The 15,196-nt window shown below is 42.3% G+C and carries 10 protein-coding genes; 2 read left to right on the top strand and 8 right to left on the bottom strand.

Annotated elements, in window-relative coordinates:
* The first annotated feature begins 6 nt into the window (after positions 1–6).
* Together CD03_RS0124010 and CD03_RS0124005 are read left to right on the top strand one after the other, a co-directional pair.
* Positions 7–801 (top strand): ABC transporter permease subunit, encoded by a 795-nt coding sequence (locus tag CD03_RS0124010; protein WP_027295800.1) that lies wholly within the window; start codon positions 7–9, stop codon positions 799–801.
* 62 nt (positions 802–863) lie between these two features.
* The gene (locus CD03_RS0124005) at positions 864–1,658 is read left to right on the top strand and encodes an ABC transporter permease subunit (RefSeq protein WP_027295799.1); all 795 of its coding nucleotides are present in this window, start codon (positions 864–866) and stop codon (positions 1,656–1,658) included.
* Here CD03_RS0124005 and CD03_RS0124000 read toward each other — a convergent pair whose 3' ends face one another.
* The 8 genes from CD03_RS0124000 to CD03_RS0123965 all read right to left on the bottom strand — a co-directional run bounded on the left by CD03_RS0124000 (position 1,659) and on the right by CD03_RS0123965 (position 15,037).
* Entirely contained in the window at positions 1,659–4,784 is a 3,126-nt protein-coding gene (locus CD03_RS0124000; protein ID WP_027295798.1) for a glycosyl hydrolase, read from the bottom strand.
* A 123-nt stretch (positions 4,785–4,907) separates the two neighbouring features.
* The gene (locus tag CD03_RS0123995) at positions 4,908–6,260 is read right to left on the bottom strand and encodes a GH1 family beta-glucosidase (protein WP_044289625.1); all 1,353 of its coding nucleotides are present in this window, start codon (positions 6,258–6,260) and stop codon (positions 4,908–4,910) included.
* Positions 6,257–8,962, bottom strand: coding sequence for a hypothetical protein (locus CD03_RS0123990; RefSeq protein ID WP_027295796.1), 2,706 nt, complete (start codon positions 8,960–8,962; stop codon positions 6,257–6,259). Before CD03_RS0123990 ends, CD03_RS0123995 begins: the two co-directional genes overlap by 4 nt.
* A gap of 9 nt (positions 8,963–8,971) precedes the next feature.
* Positions 8,972–9,868, bottom strand: a complete 897-nt coding sequence (locus tag CD03_RS0123985; RefSeq protein WP_027295795.1) for a carbohydrate ABC transporter permease — start codon at positions 9,866–9,868, stop codon at positions 8,972–8,974.
* Between the two features lie 11 nt (positions 9,869–9,879).
* Complete coding sequence (locus tag CD03_RS0123980) at positions 9,880–10,815, bottom strand: ABC transporter permease (RefSeq protein WP_044289624.1); 936 nt, start codon at positions 10,813–10,815, stop codon at positions 9,880–9,882.
* 81 nt (positions 10,816–10,896) lie between these two features.
* Entirely contained in the window at positions 10,897–12,483 is a 1,587-nt protein-coding gene (locus tag CD03_RS0123975; protein ID WP_027295793.1) for an extracellular solute-binding protein, read from the bottom strand.
* Positions 12,484–12,614: 131 nt separating this feature from the next.
* Positions 12,615–13,427: a response regulator transcription factor gene (locus CD03_RS0123970; protein WP_081820360.1), complete on the bottom strand. Its 813-nt coding sequence runs from the start codon at positions 13,425–13,427 to the stop codon at positions 12,615–12,617.
* Positions 13,397–15,037, bottom strand: coding sequence for a sensor histidine kinase (locus CD03_RS0123965; RefSeq protein WP_027295791.1), 1,641 nt, complete (start codon positions 15,035–15,037; stop codon positions 13,397–13,399). Before CD03_RS0123965 ends, CD03_RS0123970 begins: the two co-directional genes overlap by 31 nt.
* Positions 15,038–15,196 lie beyond the last annotated feature (159 nt).

The following is a 15,196-nucleotide window of genomic DNA, read 5'->3' as shown; positions in this document are numbered from 1 at the left end:
ATTTCTATGAACATATTTATTCAGGAATTTAAGTGGAATCTTAAGCCCGCACTTATATGGGCATTGTCATTAAGCTGCGCTGGCATATTCTTTATCTGCCTGTATCCTTCTTTTACCGGGGATATGGAAGCAGTTAATAAACTAATGGAACAATATCCTCCCGAAGTATTAAAGGCTCTTGGTCTGGGACCTGACGGTCTTGGCAGTTTTCACGGTTTCTACAGCTTTGTGCTGGTGTATGTGATCCTCTGTTCTTCCATTCAGGGTTTGATTTCCGGAATCCAGGTGATTGGCAAAGAAAGTGCACGCAAAACCTGTGATTTTTTATTTACCAAACCCGTAAGCCGGATCCGTATATTGGCAAATAAATATCTGGCAGTTGTGCTCTGTATTATTATATCCGGATTTATATATTTTGGTGTGAGTTTCATTTTTGCAAACCAATATGGCGGTGCATTTAACCATAAAATTTTCTATCTGCTCTCTTTTGCTGTGATACTGACCGGACTTTTATTTACCGCCCTGGGATTCTGTATCGGTTGTTTTTTGAAAAAGGCTAAAGCTCCTGTCTTTATTGGAATCGGAGTTGGCGCACTTTGCTTTGGGCTCCAGATGTTAGCAAATATGTTTGATGAAAGGGCACTGGATTTTATGTCTCCAATGAGCTACATCAATCCCTCTTACATTACATTAAATCAGAAGTATGACTATCCTTTGCTGATCTGTCTGATCGTGGCTGTTATTTTACTTACACTGCTAGGCTTCTGGCGTTACCAGACAAAAGATATTCACAGTGCTTAAAGCATGTCTGAATGCTTTGACACTCCATTTTCAATTACTCTCTGGGAAGGAGACCATTTATTATGAATCTATTTATTCGTGAATGTAAATCTAATATAAAAACTTTTTCTTTCTGGTGCATTGGGATTATTTTTCTGATTATAGCAAGCGCCGGTAAGACAACCTCCATGGTGGGACAAAGCGATGCCGGTGTGAATGAGCTTTTGGAGCAGCTTCCCAAAAGCGTCCAGACAGTCTTCGGAGTAGGCGTGGTGGATTATTCAACCGCTATCGGAGTTTTTGCAATCGTATTTACTTATATCGCTCTGATCGCCGCATTCCATGCAGCTTCCCTGGGTGTCTCCATCTTCGGAAAAGAAGAACGGGATAAGACATTTGAATTTCTGTATGTTAAGTCACGTTCCAGAAATACCATCCTGGCTGATAAGCTCTGCAGTGCACTCTGCCAGCTGTTTTTACTGAATGCTGTTTCATTTCTCATCGCCGTTGTAAGTGTGAAGATTATTTTTGATGACAATATTGTATCGGATTTTCTGCCAATGATGATCGGATTATTCTTCATCCAGCTTGTTTTCTTTGGATTTGGTTTACTCATGTCCATGCTTTGTGTCCGAATGAAAACAGCCAGCAATATCTCTATGGGCCTTGTGCTGGTTACATTTTTGATGTCCATTGCTGCTGATTTCAGTGAAAAAATTGAATGGCTGGGTTATCTCACACCTTTTAAATATTTTGATGGAAAGGAAGTTCTTACACAGGGGCTTTCGCAGCAGTATATACTGGTCTGTGCCATAGTGGCTCTCCTGTGCATTTCCGCTTCCTTTATACTTCATCAGCGCAGGGATCTGCACTGTTAACTATTGGGACCTTTTTAGTATTAGATCCTTAATTTCAGGGGATTTTAATATCCCCTGTTTCCAAAAACGGTACTCCCAGGTCCATGCCGCCCCGTCAGTCCTCCAGGAATTCGGACCACTCCAGGAATTGCTTCTGTCATTGCGGTGCAGCTGTCCAAATGTATTCACACGGCTTCCATAATATTTCAGATCAATTTTATGCCGCCCCGGCTTCAAATTATTTATACAGATCCGATAGGGAGAAAATGCAATGTTTCCCTGCTCCTCTCCATCCACATATATTTTGATTAGGTGGCCTCTGTAGTAACTGGCTTCGATCTCCAGCTTATTACCAGTCGTTTCCGCTTCCAGATGATAAGTTAAATTACCGCCATAAAAAGGCAGTCCCTGACGAGTAATGTCCCCAAATGTAAGCTCTGTTACCGGTTCGGTAAGCACACAGCAGCAGCCCATGACCTGTACGCCAAAGTTCCCCAATAAGAAGCAGGCTTCTGCATCAGCTTTTTTTCCATATGGCATAAACAATTCTAAAATGTTTTCTCCCTTCAAAATTCCCGGGAGTTTTACGGTATACATACATTTGTCCACATACCATCCCATTTCCTTTTCGGCCGGCTGCCCATTTAAAAGAACAGTGGCGTTTTCATCATTTTCTAAAGCCAGCATAAGGCCTTCCATATCTTTCTGACTTTGAATCGTATATCGAAGGCGGAGCGTATGTGGTGTCGATGCGTCTTCTTCCACCCATGGCTGTGCCACCGCCTCTCCCCGCAGATCCCAGCCCAGTTCTTTTCTGAACTTGTTATCAAGCCTGAGTATTTCTTCCGGCTGCCGATACGGCTCATCATCAAGCGCCGCTTCTGCAATGTCCAACATTAATACATTGGGCTCCTCAAACGTAACCGGTACTGGTTTTAAATACCGGAAATCTCTTATAAATTCTTCTTCTTCCGTTTCCTCCGCTATTACCCGATTTTGCTCTTTGGACTTTGCCAGCCGAAGAAGAAGGCTGTCATGCTCAAAAAGTTGCTGCTTTATTAATGTCCAACCATTTTCACATACAGAACAGATCTGCTCTGCCTTACCATTCATAGTGTCCATAATGGTCACCTGGTAATTTCCCTTCACACGAATCAGGTATTCTGCATCCTTTATTTGAGAAATATCCTGATTAACCGGTTTATCGCTATGTGCGATAAATAACCAAAGATCGTTGCCATCTTCACGCAGCTGACAGATAAAATGCCGCATCATTTCACCATGGCTGTCCCGGATTTCTACATTTCGTACTTCTTTCAGGCTTTCCTGAACCATTCCGGAATAAAACATTACCCGTTCAGATTTTTCCCATATCTGCCGCCCTCTGCCACTTGGATATCCATCACACAAAGCAGGCGCCTCTCCAAAAAACAGAATTCTGCCACCCATTTTTTGAAATGCCTCAAGCCTGGCTAACGTTGTAGACCGCAGAGTTTCAACAGGAGGCACTACCAAAACCTTATATTCCATTTTACCTACAGGAAATCTCTTCTTCTTAATATCTTCCACCTTACACTGTTCCGGCAAAAGTGATTCGCAGATATAGTCAAAATCAAGCAGTCCTTCTAACAGCCACTTGGTTAGATTTTGAAAATTTTCATCCATCTGGCTGCGTATCAGCTGCGTAGATTCATTGCTTCCCCAATGCAGCCAATAGCTTTCAATGGGATGAATCACTCCGATATGGCATACTGCTTTCCCACGGGTCATAGCCGTATTAACCCTGGCAAAATGATTTTCTACATAGGAATACTGATCGTACCAGGGTGCCTGGTAATTAAAAGTAGCCGGATAATCACGCTTAGCTTCTCCCTTCATGGACACCCAGGAAAGGTGGGGCACACGTACCGTCACTCCCAGAGCTGCCTGCCAGTCTCCCTGCAGTTTATGTCCCCTGAAATCAAAATCCCAGTTTGTTACACCATACAGTTCACTTGCAACGCCCGGACATCCAAATTGCCTGGCTGCTGACTGTGCCTGCTTCACTGTGGTAAACTCCCTGGAATCATCCAGTATATCCACTCCAGGCAGTTGAAAAGAACGGTAGGAGCGCATAGCTTCCCCCAGCGCAGCCGTCTGGCTTTTCAGGGTAGGTTCTTCCATCATATGTCCGGTCAGCATCAGGCCATGTTCCCTGCACCATTTCCCACATTGATCGGCAAACGCAGATGCAAACCGCTCCGCAATATGATCGTGATAATGGTAACGTATGACCGACACCTGTTCTCCCGGAAGCTCCCACAGCAGTTCTGGCAGGCAGTCCAGAATTTCCTCTCCCGGATAGGCTGTCTTATATGAATCCGGAAAATCTCCGGTCCAGGGCAGTATCACATCTTTATCGGTATGATTAAATTCTAAGGTGACTTTATGAGGAAACTGCGGTTCATCCGTAAATATAGCGGGGATGGTGCTGCCAAACTCTGCCCCCACAGCGTCATAATACCGCTCATATGTAATTCTGATAAACTCTGCAACAGCCTTGGGATTTAAAGTATCGATATAAGTCTGGTGGTTAAACCAGGGGGATTCAGCCGCGATTTCTTCATAGGCATATAGCTTTATGCCTTCTGCCTGTTCTTCCGCTCCCATCCGTCTGTACTGAAGTAACATTCCCTCCGCATTCAGTGCGATATCATAGCAGGCAATCAGACTTCCATTTCCCGTACGGCCAGAAGCTGCGCTTGAGACCGCCTCATTTACATTTTCCATCTCTCCATAGGGGTGTCTGGTCAGTAAGAGGTGCCTGGAACGGTATGACTCATTACGGGTCACATATCCTCCTGCTGCTCCGGATGGCCAGCGGTCCTCATCATACAGCCAGGTCAGCATCCCGCGTGACTGCATACGCTCCGCACATGATTTTACAAGATCGATAAACTCATCACTCAGATAAGTGGTTTCCATTCCCGTACGTACATGTATATGGGCGCCTCCAAATCCCATTTTTTCAAGCTGTTCTATCTGCCAAAGCAGTTCTTTTTTCTCCAGCCGGCAGTTCCATGCCCAAAAAGGCGTGCCCCGGTACTCACTGGTGGGATTTTCAAATAATGCTGCTGAAAAAGGCTGTTCATTTTTTTGATACAACATATTCTTACCTGCTATCCTTTCCTTCTATCCATATTTCCGGTAAACCCTGGTTTATCAGTACATAAGCACCACTTCACTTTGTTTCCTTCATGCGGACCTTGTATCTTCCATCCTGTAAGCCCGTTATAAGACTATCACCAATTCTTTGGTGCCAGCTATCCCTGTATACCATTTTGCACTGTCCTTTTGGATTCTCTGCTGTGTCTCATAGTCAACATGGACCAGTCCATACCTGGGTTCATATCCAGCACTCCACTCCCAGTTGTCCAGTAAGGACCAGACATAATATCCTCTGATATCGGCCCCCTCTTCCATGGCCTTAGAAATCCAATACAGAAATCCTTTCAGGTATTTTATACGCTGTTCATCATGTATCTGATTATCCGGCTGTATCTGTTCATTGCAGCCATAAGTACCATTTTCCGTGATAAAAATGGGAACTTCCACCTGATATTCTCTCTGCAGCATTTTTACCGCTTCATAGACAGCCCTGGGGTAATACTCCGTTCCATTATCCAGGTAATTGCCGCCGCCGTTTTTTTTCTTATCCGGCACAAGAAGAGGATCGGCACAGTCCAGCACCCGGTTATAACAATTCAGACCAAAAAAGTCCATAGGCTGAGCTATCTTTTCCATATCCCCGTCTTTTATCTCAGGCATACAGTTATTTTTTTCCATATATTCCATAAGTTCTTTTCGATAACATCCTTTAAATACAGGGCTTAAATAAGAATGAAATGTTTTCTCATTTTCCAGCTGCGCTTTCATACAGTCCTGTTCATGATCCGGACGCAGCGGATAATGCTGCCAGACATCTACCACAATTCCCACTTTGCTCTCTTTCAAATGTTCCTGGCGAAAACGTTTTACTCCTTCCCCGTGTGCCAGGAGTAAGTTATGATTTGCCTGTCTGCCTGATTTCTCTACTCGATATCCCGGGGCAAATCCACCTAATGCATACCCCACATAGACAGCAATCGGCTCATTGAATGTTGCCCACTGCGGCACCGAATTCCCGAATTCCCGAAAAAGCAAAGAAGCATATTCCCCATACCAATCCACAATATCCCGGTTTAGCCAGCCACCGTCCCGCTCCAGTTCGTATGGAAGATCCCAATGATATACGGTTGCACTGGGAATAATATTCCGCTTCCACATCGCATCAATAAAACGTTTATAATAATCCAGCCCCTTCTGGTTGATCCTCCCTTTTCCTTCCGGCAGAATCCTGGACCAGGAAAAAGAAAAACGAAAGGTATCCAAATTCATCTCACGAGCCAGGTCTAAATCTTTCTCATACCGGTGATACATATCACATGCTCTCTCCGGTCCCGATCCGTCTGTGATATTACCCGGGATCTTTGAAAAAGCATCCCAGATGGAAAGTCCTCTTCCATCTTCATGAGCTGCTCCTTCTACCTGTGCCGCACTGGTCGCCACTCCAAATAAAAAATTGTCAGGAAATTTTATTTTCATTTGTTTTCTCCTCCTGTGTTCTGTAAATATAATATGATGTCACCCGTTATCCCAATCGGGCGGTACTTTCCATTTTGATCATTCGTTAAAAACTGCTCGTCATCTGCCGCCGCCCGCTCTCTCTCTAAAGTAGTTGCCACTTCAATTCTGATTGTATTTTCTCCGGTAACAATCAAATCTGTAATATCAAACAGAAATGGCGGTACAATCTGTAGCCCAGCTCCTGTCCCATTAATAAATACCTCTACACCCTCATATGCATCTGTAATTTCTAATACAACACGTCCTGCCTTTTCAAAGAAAAATTGATTCTCATAACAGATAAATCCTGAAAATCCGGATTCTTCCCTGCTGATGTCATGAAGATGGAGAATATTATTTTTATCGCCAAATGCAGGATATTCTATGGCCTTACACAAGGAATACTGCCATACAGAGGAAAATTCAATCTCTGTCCCGCCTCTTTGTACCCGGTTATGATAAAGTTCCGGCTGGATTGTCTGATCAGATAACGCTATCAAGATGCAGGAATGACTGCTTTCTATATGCAGCTCCACTTTGTTTTCATCCTCTCCGACTTTCTCTCCGTCCCTCCCTTCGGCTGTGTAAATACAATTGTTCCACGCATCATACTCACAAAACCTGGTGTTGCCGGGCAGATATACCCATCCTTTGTAACATTCCGTACCCTCATTCACAAAATAATAAATTTCCCGATCCCCTGCGTAATGCAGGCATCGAATGGAAGAAGATAGCGGCTGTAATTGGATTTCCCTGAGCCCTTCCTTTTTAACAGCATCGGCCAGGCTATTCAGTGCCACTGCCGGGCAGTTTATAACATCTTCGGACAGGGATTTGTCACTGTCACACAATCCCTGGGGCAATTCCTCCAGAAAAACAACATGGCATCCCGACTCTTTTATTTTTTCTATCCCGGTCTGCAATGCCTCAGGAATGAACTGAGCATAAGGTATGATCAACATCCGGTAACAGTTTCCGTTTACATTAAGCCCTTTATCAAAACTAGTATGATACACGTTTATATCGGTAAACACATCAATGGGAATAAAGTGAAAGTCTATCTGATTCTCCGCCAGAATTCTGGCTGGTTTCTGCATGAGCATCCGTCGTCCGGTCCATTCCGCCTCCGCATGATAAAGAATTGCCGCATCAGTCCTGCTTTGTCCACCATCTATCAGACTGCAGATACGCTGCATATAATTCATCAGCGCTCCAAAATGCCTGAATAGCGGATCATGTCCTCCTGCATAAAAATGTGGCGGCGCATCACCGTCCGGATACTCTTTTGCAGAAAAAGCATGGGGTACAAACCGATTAATCCCACGAACCATAAAATGATCCGCCAGATATTTTTCAAGTCTCACTCCTTCTCTCCAACCATAAGCACCAAAGATCTCGCACATAGCTCTTCCTTTTTTTAAAGGGTCAATGGCACCGTGGGAAGCTCCTAATTTACCCAGCACAAAGTGATAAAATTCTCCATCTCTTGGAACCAGGGTATCTTCCCTTATCACATCCTCCCCCTGTGGGAACACCTGTCCTCCAATATCATCAATCCCCGCCATATCCTGTCCTGCCAGCCCACGAAAATAATGCCCCAGGCTGGAACCTGTTCTGGCATGCTGATTGTCATCCTCTATTACATGTCCAATATATTCTACTCCATGTGACCGGCACCAATCCCCTACCTGTCTGGAAAAATCTTTTTCAACCAGTCTTGTCACCTGGTCCATATAGGCATACCTTACTCTGGCTGTAAGCTCCTCATCGTCCTGTTCTTCCCAAAGGAGACGAACCCAGGAGAAATCCTCACCCAGTTTCTTTTTTATTGCCTTCTCCAGTTCCCGGCTCCATGGTAAATCCACGTCCTTGCCCAGTATATTTCCAAAACGAAGCACCCCGCCATTTCCAAGCTCCGGCTCATCTGAGAAAAAGCCTGCAATCGTACTGCCAAAGTACGCTGCATAATGTTCATAATGAGGCTCATAAACCGCATCAAGCAGCAGCCGGCAGGAAGCAGTGTCCATCATATTAATGTAATTTCTCCGGTACCCTGCATTCCTGGTCAAAATACTAATATAGATCCTCCAACTGCCTTGCGGCACTCTCCACTCAATTTTTTTCTCCAAATCATCATAAGGCACATCTATAATCTGGCTGACTCTGTCCCCTTTTATCCTTCTGGCTGCCTTTACAGATAAAATTCTGTCATCATCAAATACATATTCCGGTTCTTTCCATTTACCTGATTCTCTTAATATTTTTTCAAGGGGACTCATCGGTATCTCCATAATTTCTTTCCCCAGCCCGCAGGTAAACAGCTCTACATCACTGTCTAAATCGATTTGCTTACAATATACACTCTGGCGATATAACTGGACAGAAGCATTCTTCATGGCACCATTGGCATACCCGGTCGGAAAATGACTGTCATCTAATATCCATACCTTCATATCCCGCTGCCTTGCTTCTTCCAGAATAATATCCATGTCCCTCCACCAGCCCGGACCGCAAAAATCCGGATGGGGACGGCTCTCTATACAAAGAGAACGGATATTGGAGTCATAAACAGCCCGAATGTATTCCCTTAATACCTTTTCTTCCTCTCCATGAATCCATAGAAAAGGAAAAATATAATCGTTTCTGCTTTGATCTGATAAAACTTCAATGATATTTTTCATCCTATGCACTTACTCCTTTACAGCTCCCAGCATAATCCCCTTAACAAAATATTTTTGAAAAAACGGATACGCAATCATAATCGGCAATATACCTACAACGGCTATTGCCATACGAACAGTGGTGGATGGAAGCATTCCCACATTGGCTCCGGCAAGCTGGGATGCATTCTTGGTCAGATAATTAATGTTTTCACTAATCTGATTCAAAAGGAGCTGTATCGTATAGTATTTGCTCCCCTCCCGCAAGGTCAGATAATACAGGCCATTCGTCCAGTCATTCCAGTATGCCAGCGCCGTCATCATTCCGATTGTAGCAAGAATGGGGCGCGACAGAGGCAGCACTATCCCGGTGTAAATCTTAATCTCTCCGGCGCCGTCAATTCTGGCAGCCTCTTTTAGCGATTCCGGAATACTGAACATGAAATAATTTTTAACCAAGATTACGTTGAATCCGCTCATAAGTAAACCAGGTAAAATCAGGGCAAGAATGGTATCTCTCACCTGAAAAATCTGATTCCAGCAATAATAAGCTGATACAATTCCACCCCCGAACAACATGGTAAATACACATAAAAAGTTCAGTATTTTACCTCCCGGAAGTTCCTTATCCGCAAGAGCATAGGCGAACATAGAAGTCACCATAAGACTGATTGCTGTCCCGGTCACCGTTACCAGAATCGTCATAAAATATGCTCTTCCAATAGTCTGCCATGACGTAGCGATATATTCATAAGCAGCCAGACTCCACTCTTTGGGAAAAAATCCGAATCCCTGCACTGTCGCATACTGATTATCCGTAAACGAAGCTATGACCAGCAGAATAAACGGAAGCAGCGCTGCCATTGTAAATAAAATCATCACTATATTTGAAATTAACTGCCACATATACGTTTCTTTTGATTTCATTTGCTCCCCTCCTAAAACAGCGCACTTTCGCTGCTATATTTTCTAACAATCTTATTTGCTATAAGTACCAGTACGAATCCCACAACAGACTGGAATACACTGGCAGCCGATGACATTCCAAAATCACTGTTTTTCATCAGCGCATTGAAAACGTACACATCAATCGTCTGGCTTACTGAATATAATGCACCTGAGTTTTTAGGAATCTGATAAAACAGTCCAAAATCGGATGCGAAAATTCGGCCAATTGCCAGAATAAACATTATGATTACCGTTGGTTTCAGCAAAGGAAGGGTAATCTTTTTAATCTGCTGCCATTTTGAAGCCCCGTCTATTCTCGCTGCTTCATAATAATCCTGGCTGATTCCAACAATACTTGCCAAATAGATAATCATGGTATATCCGGTCCCTTTCCAGATATTACAAAGTGTTAATATGAGCGGCCAATACTTTTTCTCCTGATACCAGTTAATCGGATGCAATCCCAGATTTTTCAACATAGAATTTAACATTCCTGCATCGGAAGATAAAAGCGCATAAACCAGGTAACTTACTACCACCCAGCTGATCAGAAACGGCAGCAATATAATACTTTGATACAATCTGGAAGCCGCCTTATTTTTCACCTCATGTAATAGAATTGCAACTGCTACAGAGATTACTGTTCCTAATACAATAAATACCAGATTATATAATACTGTATTACGGATAATGGTAAATGCAGTATTAGATTGAAATAAAAATTTAAAGTTATCTAACCCGCACCAGCTGCTGCCAAATATTCCTTCTCTGACATTGAGTTTTTTGAATGCGATTACAATTCCAAACATTGGAATGTAATTATTACATAACATATACAGGATTCCTGGCAGAGCCAAGGCATACACTGGAAGAAATCTTTTGAAGCGCAGCTTTTTTGTTTTTCGCAAAGTCGTGTTCGCTTGCATAGACATATTACCTCCTCAATATGATAGAATGGGCTGCCGATAAGATTCTTTCTTATTGGCAACCCATCTAAAATTATTATTCTACTGTTCTGCCATCCAGGTATCCAATTGCGTTTGATTTTCCTTAACAATTTCCTCAATACCTGCATCCTTCAATGCCTGTCTGAACTCGGGTAGTATTTCCGCCGGATTCTGTGCACCGGTTGATATTATTCCTGTATACTGGGAAACTACGGCATCTACTGCTGCTTTTTGTGCCGATACATTGGCAGCATTAAATACATAGCCCAGCGTACAGGATTTCCGTTTATCAGAAACACTGGAATTAAATTCTTTTAATTCCTTATAATAGTCCAGAGTCAGGGGTTCAAATACACTGATTGTGGATTTATCCCCATATACATGCAGCGGCATATGATAAGGACTGTTAGACTCATTTACCCCATCTGCAAAGCGGATCACAGCCTGTCCGGGAACTTCCCCTTTTTCAACTACCTCATAACTAATCCCCTCCAGCCCATAAGTCAGAATATTGTCCAGTTCATTATCTGCATACAGCATATTAAGGAACTGAAAGGTCTTTTCAGGATTTTCACAATTATAAGGGATTGACCACATGGTTGATTGATATTTCTGTGTTGCACAGTATTTATCTACTAAGGTAATCGGAACCATCTCTGTACCGCAGTCCCGGCTCACATTCATTTTAGCGTCAATATCGGTACCTGCAAAGTATCCCAGATAAAAGCCTGACTGTATCTGCGTAGTTGCTGCATCTGTATTGGTAGACGCATCCGGCGAGAAATAGCCAGACTGTGCCCAGTCATACATAGTGTTTGCAAATTCCTCATATTCCGGTGTACCGAACAGGTCTGTCACCTTGGTGTCTCCATCAAATCCAGCTCCAATCAGAACTCCCGTATTCATCGAAGAACCCAGATAGTCTACTGCATGAAAGCTGCTGTAATAATTAGAGGTGGATCCTGTGCCGGCAATGCCGTAATAGCCTTCTCCATATTTGTCCTTAAATGCTTTAAATAATTTACTCAAATCATCCGCTGTATAGACCTTGTCCTCTTCAAACGTGAAGCCCAGTTCATCCAGCATATCCTTTCTGGCAAAATAACCATCTACCAGAACCATTTTTTCTTCTGATGGAACAGCGTACAGCTTTCCATCGTAATACCCTCCTGCCATTGCGATTCCTTCTGCATCTTTGATGTCCTGCCCATACTGATTGTATAGATCATCCAATGAAAGAAACGCATTCTTGCTCACATAGTCTGATAAACCTCCGATTACGCTTACCAGATCCAGTTTGTCACCGGATGCTATCATCAGATTTGTCTGTGATTTCAAATCAGACACGGAAATGGGATACAGGGTAACGTTTACACCTATTTCCGGTTCTACAATTTCGTTAATGGCGGCTTCTACTTCAGCCAGACCGGATGGTTCGCTTCCCAGAGTCGGAATTTCCATCACGATATTGTAAACATCACCTTCGCTCTCCTTTTTCTCTGTTTCTCCGCTCTCATTTTTGGATTCTGCAGAAACTGTTTCTTTGCCGGCTTTGGAATTTGTCTCTCCCTCATTGTTTCCACAAGCTGTTAAAGATAACCCCATCCCCAATGACAATAAAATGGCCAACATTTTTTTCGTGTTCATAACCATCCTCCTTTATCTTTCTTGATGAGATTATTATACTCTTTTCCCTACTGTTCTGTATTAAACTATTCCAACAGAAACTTATACTATTCCCTGGAAAATTAACACTTTCCCGACATTCTTTAACACTTTTACAACATCTCCTTATTTCGCATCTCCTGGATATATTCTCTGGGCGTTTTACCCGTACATTTTTTAAATATCTTCGTGAAATACGAATAATTATTGTATCCCGCCTTCACTGATGCGGCGCTGACCGTAATATTTCCATCCTGTAATAGCTTTTTCGCAAGACTGATCCTCTGCTCCGTAATATAATCCATGATTGACATATTATGTTTTTTACGGAAAATTCTTCCCAGATGGGCACTGCTCACATGCACATCTTTTGCAATTTCTTCGATATTTAAAGGTTCTGATATATGACTGTAAATATATTCTTCCACCTGTTCTACAATATCCGCTGCTATGGGCACCTTAACATCATCTTTCAGATTGTTCAGGTATATCTTCCCATAATTCTCATACATTTCAGCATCTCCTCTTTCTTTTACCTGCCGCTGTGCCTTTGCCAGATACTCTTCTACTTCCGACGAATCAGCCGGCTTCAGAATATAGCCCAGACACTGCATGGAAACTGCCTGTTTTGCAAAATCAAATTCACTGTGACAGGTCAAAAAAATGCACTCTGTATTTGGATAATGTTCTTTCACCCACTTTACCAGTTCAAGCCCGCTTCCAAAAGGCATTTCTATATCACACAGCAGAATATCAACTTTCTTTTGAAGAAAAATATTCACTGCCTGGGTATAACTATTCGCGGTCAGAATTTCGTCAAACTTAAAATTACCCCAGTTAATATCATCTAATAATCCCTGTATTGCCAAGATCTCATCATCTACAATCAAGACATTCATTGTTCCTGCTCCTTTTCTTCCCTCCATGGTATTTTGATAAATATCTGTGTTCCTTCTCCCAGACAACTGGTAATATTAATGTATGCACTTTCCTGATACAGCATTTTCAACCTCCGCTTACAGTTCCAAATGCCAATGTGCTTACCAGTCTCATTTTCCGGAATTTCACCTTTTCTCAAAATCCCAAGCATTTCCTCCGTCATGCCATTTCCGGTATCACAGACACTGATGAACAGACTGTCTTCTTCTTTCCGGATGCTGACAATAATCTCTATTTCGCTGCCCATCCTCACAGCATATTTTACTGCATTCTCAACAAAATTTAATATCAGCAAGGACGGAATTTGTATTTCCATAACCTCAGCTTCAAAATTCCCAATATAGCTGAATGTTCCGGGAAAGCGAATCTTCTGAATCTCAAGATAATTTTCCACACATTTCATCTCATCTGACAAACGAATCATTCCATTGGTGTGCCACAAAGAAAATCTCAGATAATCCGCCAAATATTTGGTGAATTCCTTTATCTCCCTGTTCTTCCCGGATCTTGCCAGACTAAAAATTATATTCAGGCAGTTGACAATAAAGTGCGGATTCACCTGCAGCCTTAAATTGGTTGCTTCAATGTCCCTCTTCTCCAGTTCTGATTCATAAATCTGTATCTTAAGACTCTTTAGCTGACCTGCCATAGAATTAAACCTGCGGTTTAATTCATTAGCCTCCCGGTTCTCTCCAACTTCCGTAATCCTATATTCTGAATTTCCAGATTCTAATTCCGCCATTGCATGGTTTACCTTTTGAATTGGCCGGATCACAATTCTCTTTAAAACGATAATGATAATTGGGATAAATATCAAATAAATAGTCGGTATCAAAAACCAAATTTGCTCAGCCAGCGGTATCTGCGCCTCCAGGACTTTTTGAGAAAGAGAAATGTGCATGTAAATATCTGCTTTCGCTGATTTCACTACAATTAGTTCCCTGCCTTTCTCCTTATTATCCTGCATTTTGTTATCAAAAAAGACTTCTGATTCTTCCATAGACAGGCTGTCGGAAAATTTTTTCTCAAGGTCATTGAGATTAATGAGGGCCCCATAATAGAACCCGTCCAGAGCAAATTTACGTACCATCCACTTCTTCCCCATGATCTCCCGGCATTCCCACACAAACGGTGTATTTTCCCCGCACAAATTGAGAAGGTATTCCTTCACATCCTTCTTGTCGGCATTGTAATTACTCCGCAAAGCAATATTTAAGTAATTCTCATTTTCAACGAAGAAAAAATATCCATCAGCATCCAGCGCGTATCTTACCCGGCTGTTTAATTGCTGCCAGTAAAAATCAGCCTCTCTTATAAACGACTCTCCCTGCTTATGTTTCCTTAACTCTAAAACATGCTGATTTTCATCTATCTCAGTAATATTGTAAGTGTCTGACGAATAGATCCTGCGGTCCAATTCATACATATATATTTCAGCCGCCCTGGAAACTGATTCCACACTTTTGCTTAGAAACGCATGGTGTACCTGTGAGGAAAAAACGACTGCAATAATATTAATTGGTAAAATCAGAACTGTCATTAAAATAATCACCTGCAATGTAACTGATAACTTTCCAATTTTTGTAAATATTCTCATTTTTTATTTTCCTCCAGCTAATTTTCATTCAGAATCCCATTTTAAAGCGAGTAACATAATTATATCAGATATATTTACTATTTATCAACACTTAGCAGGAAGAAATGAAATCTATCAGAACAAACTTTGGGGGGAAATAATAAAAATCAGGGTAGAAAT

It is taken from the genome of Robinsoniella sp. KNHs210 (assembly GCF_000686105.1).
Taxonomy (GTDB): Bacteria; Bacillota; Clostridia; order Lachnospirales; family Lachnospiraceae; genus Robinsoniella; species Robinsoniella peoriensis.
Note: the sequence above shows the minus strand (reverse complement) of the source record. Positions and strands in the feature narration are given on the sequence as shown.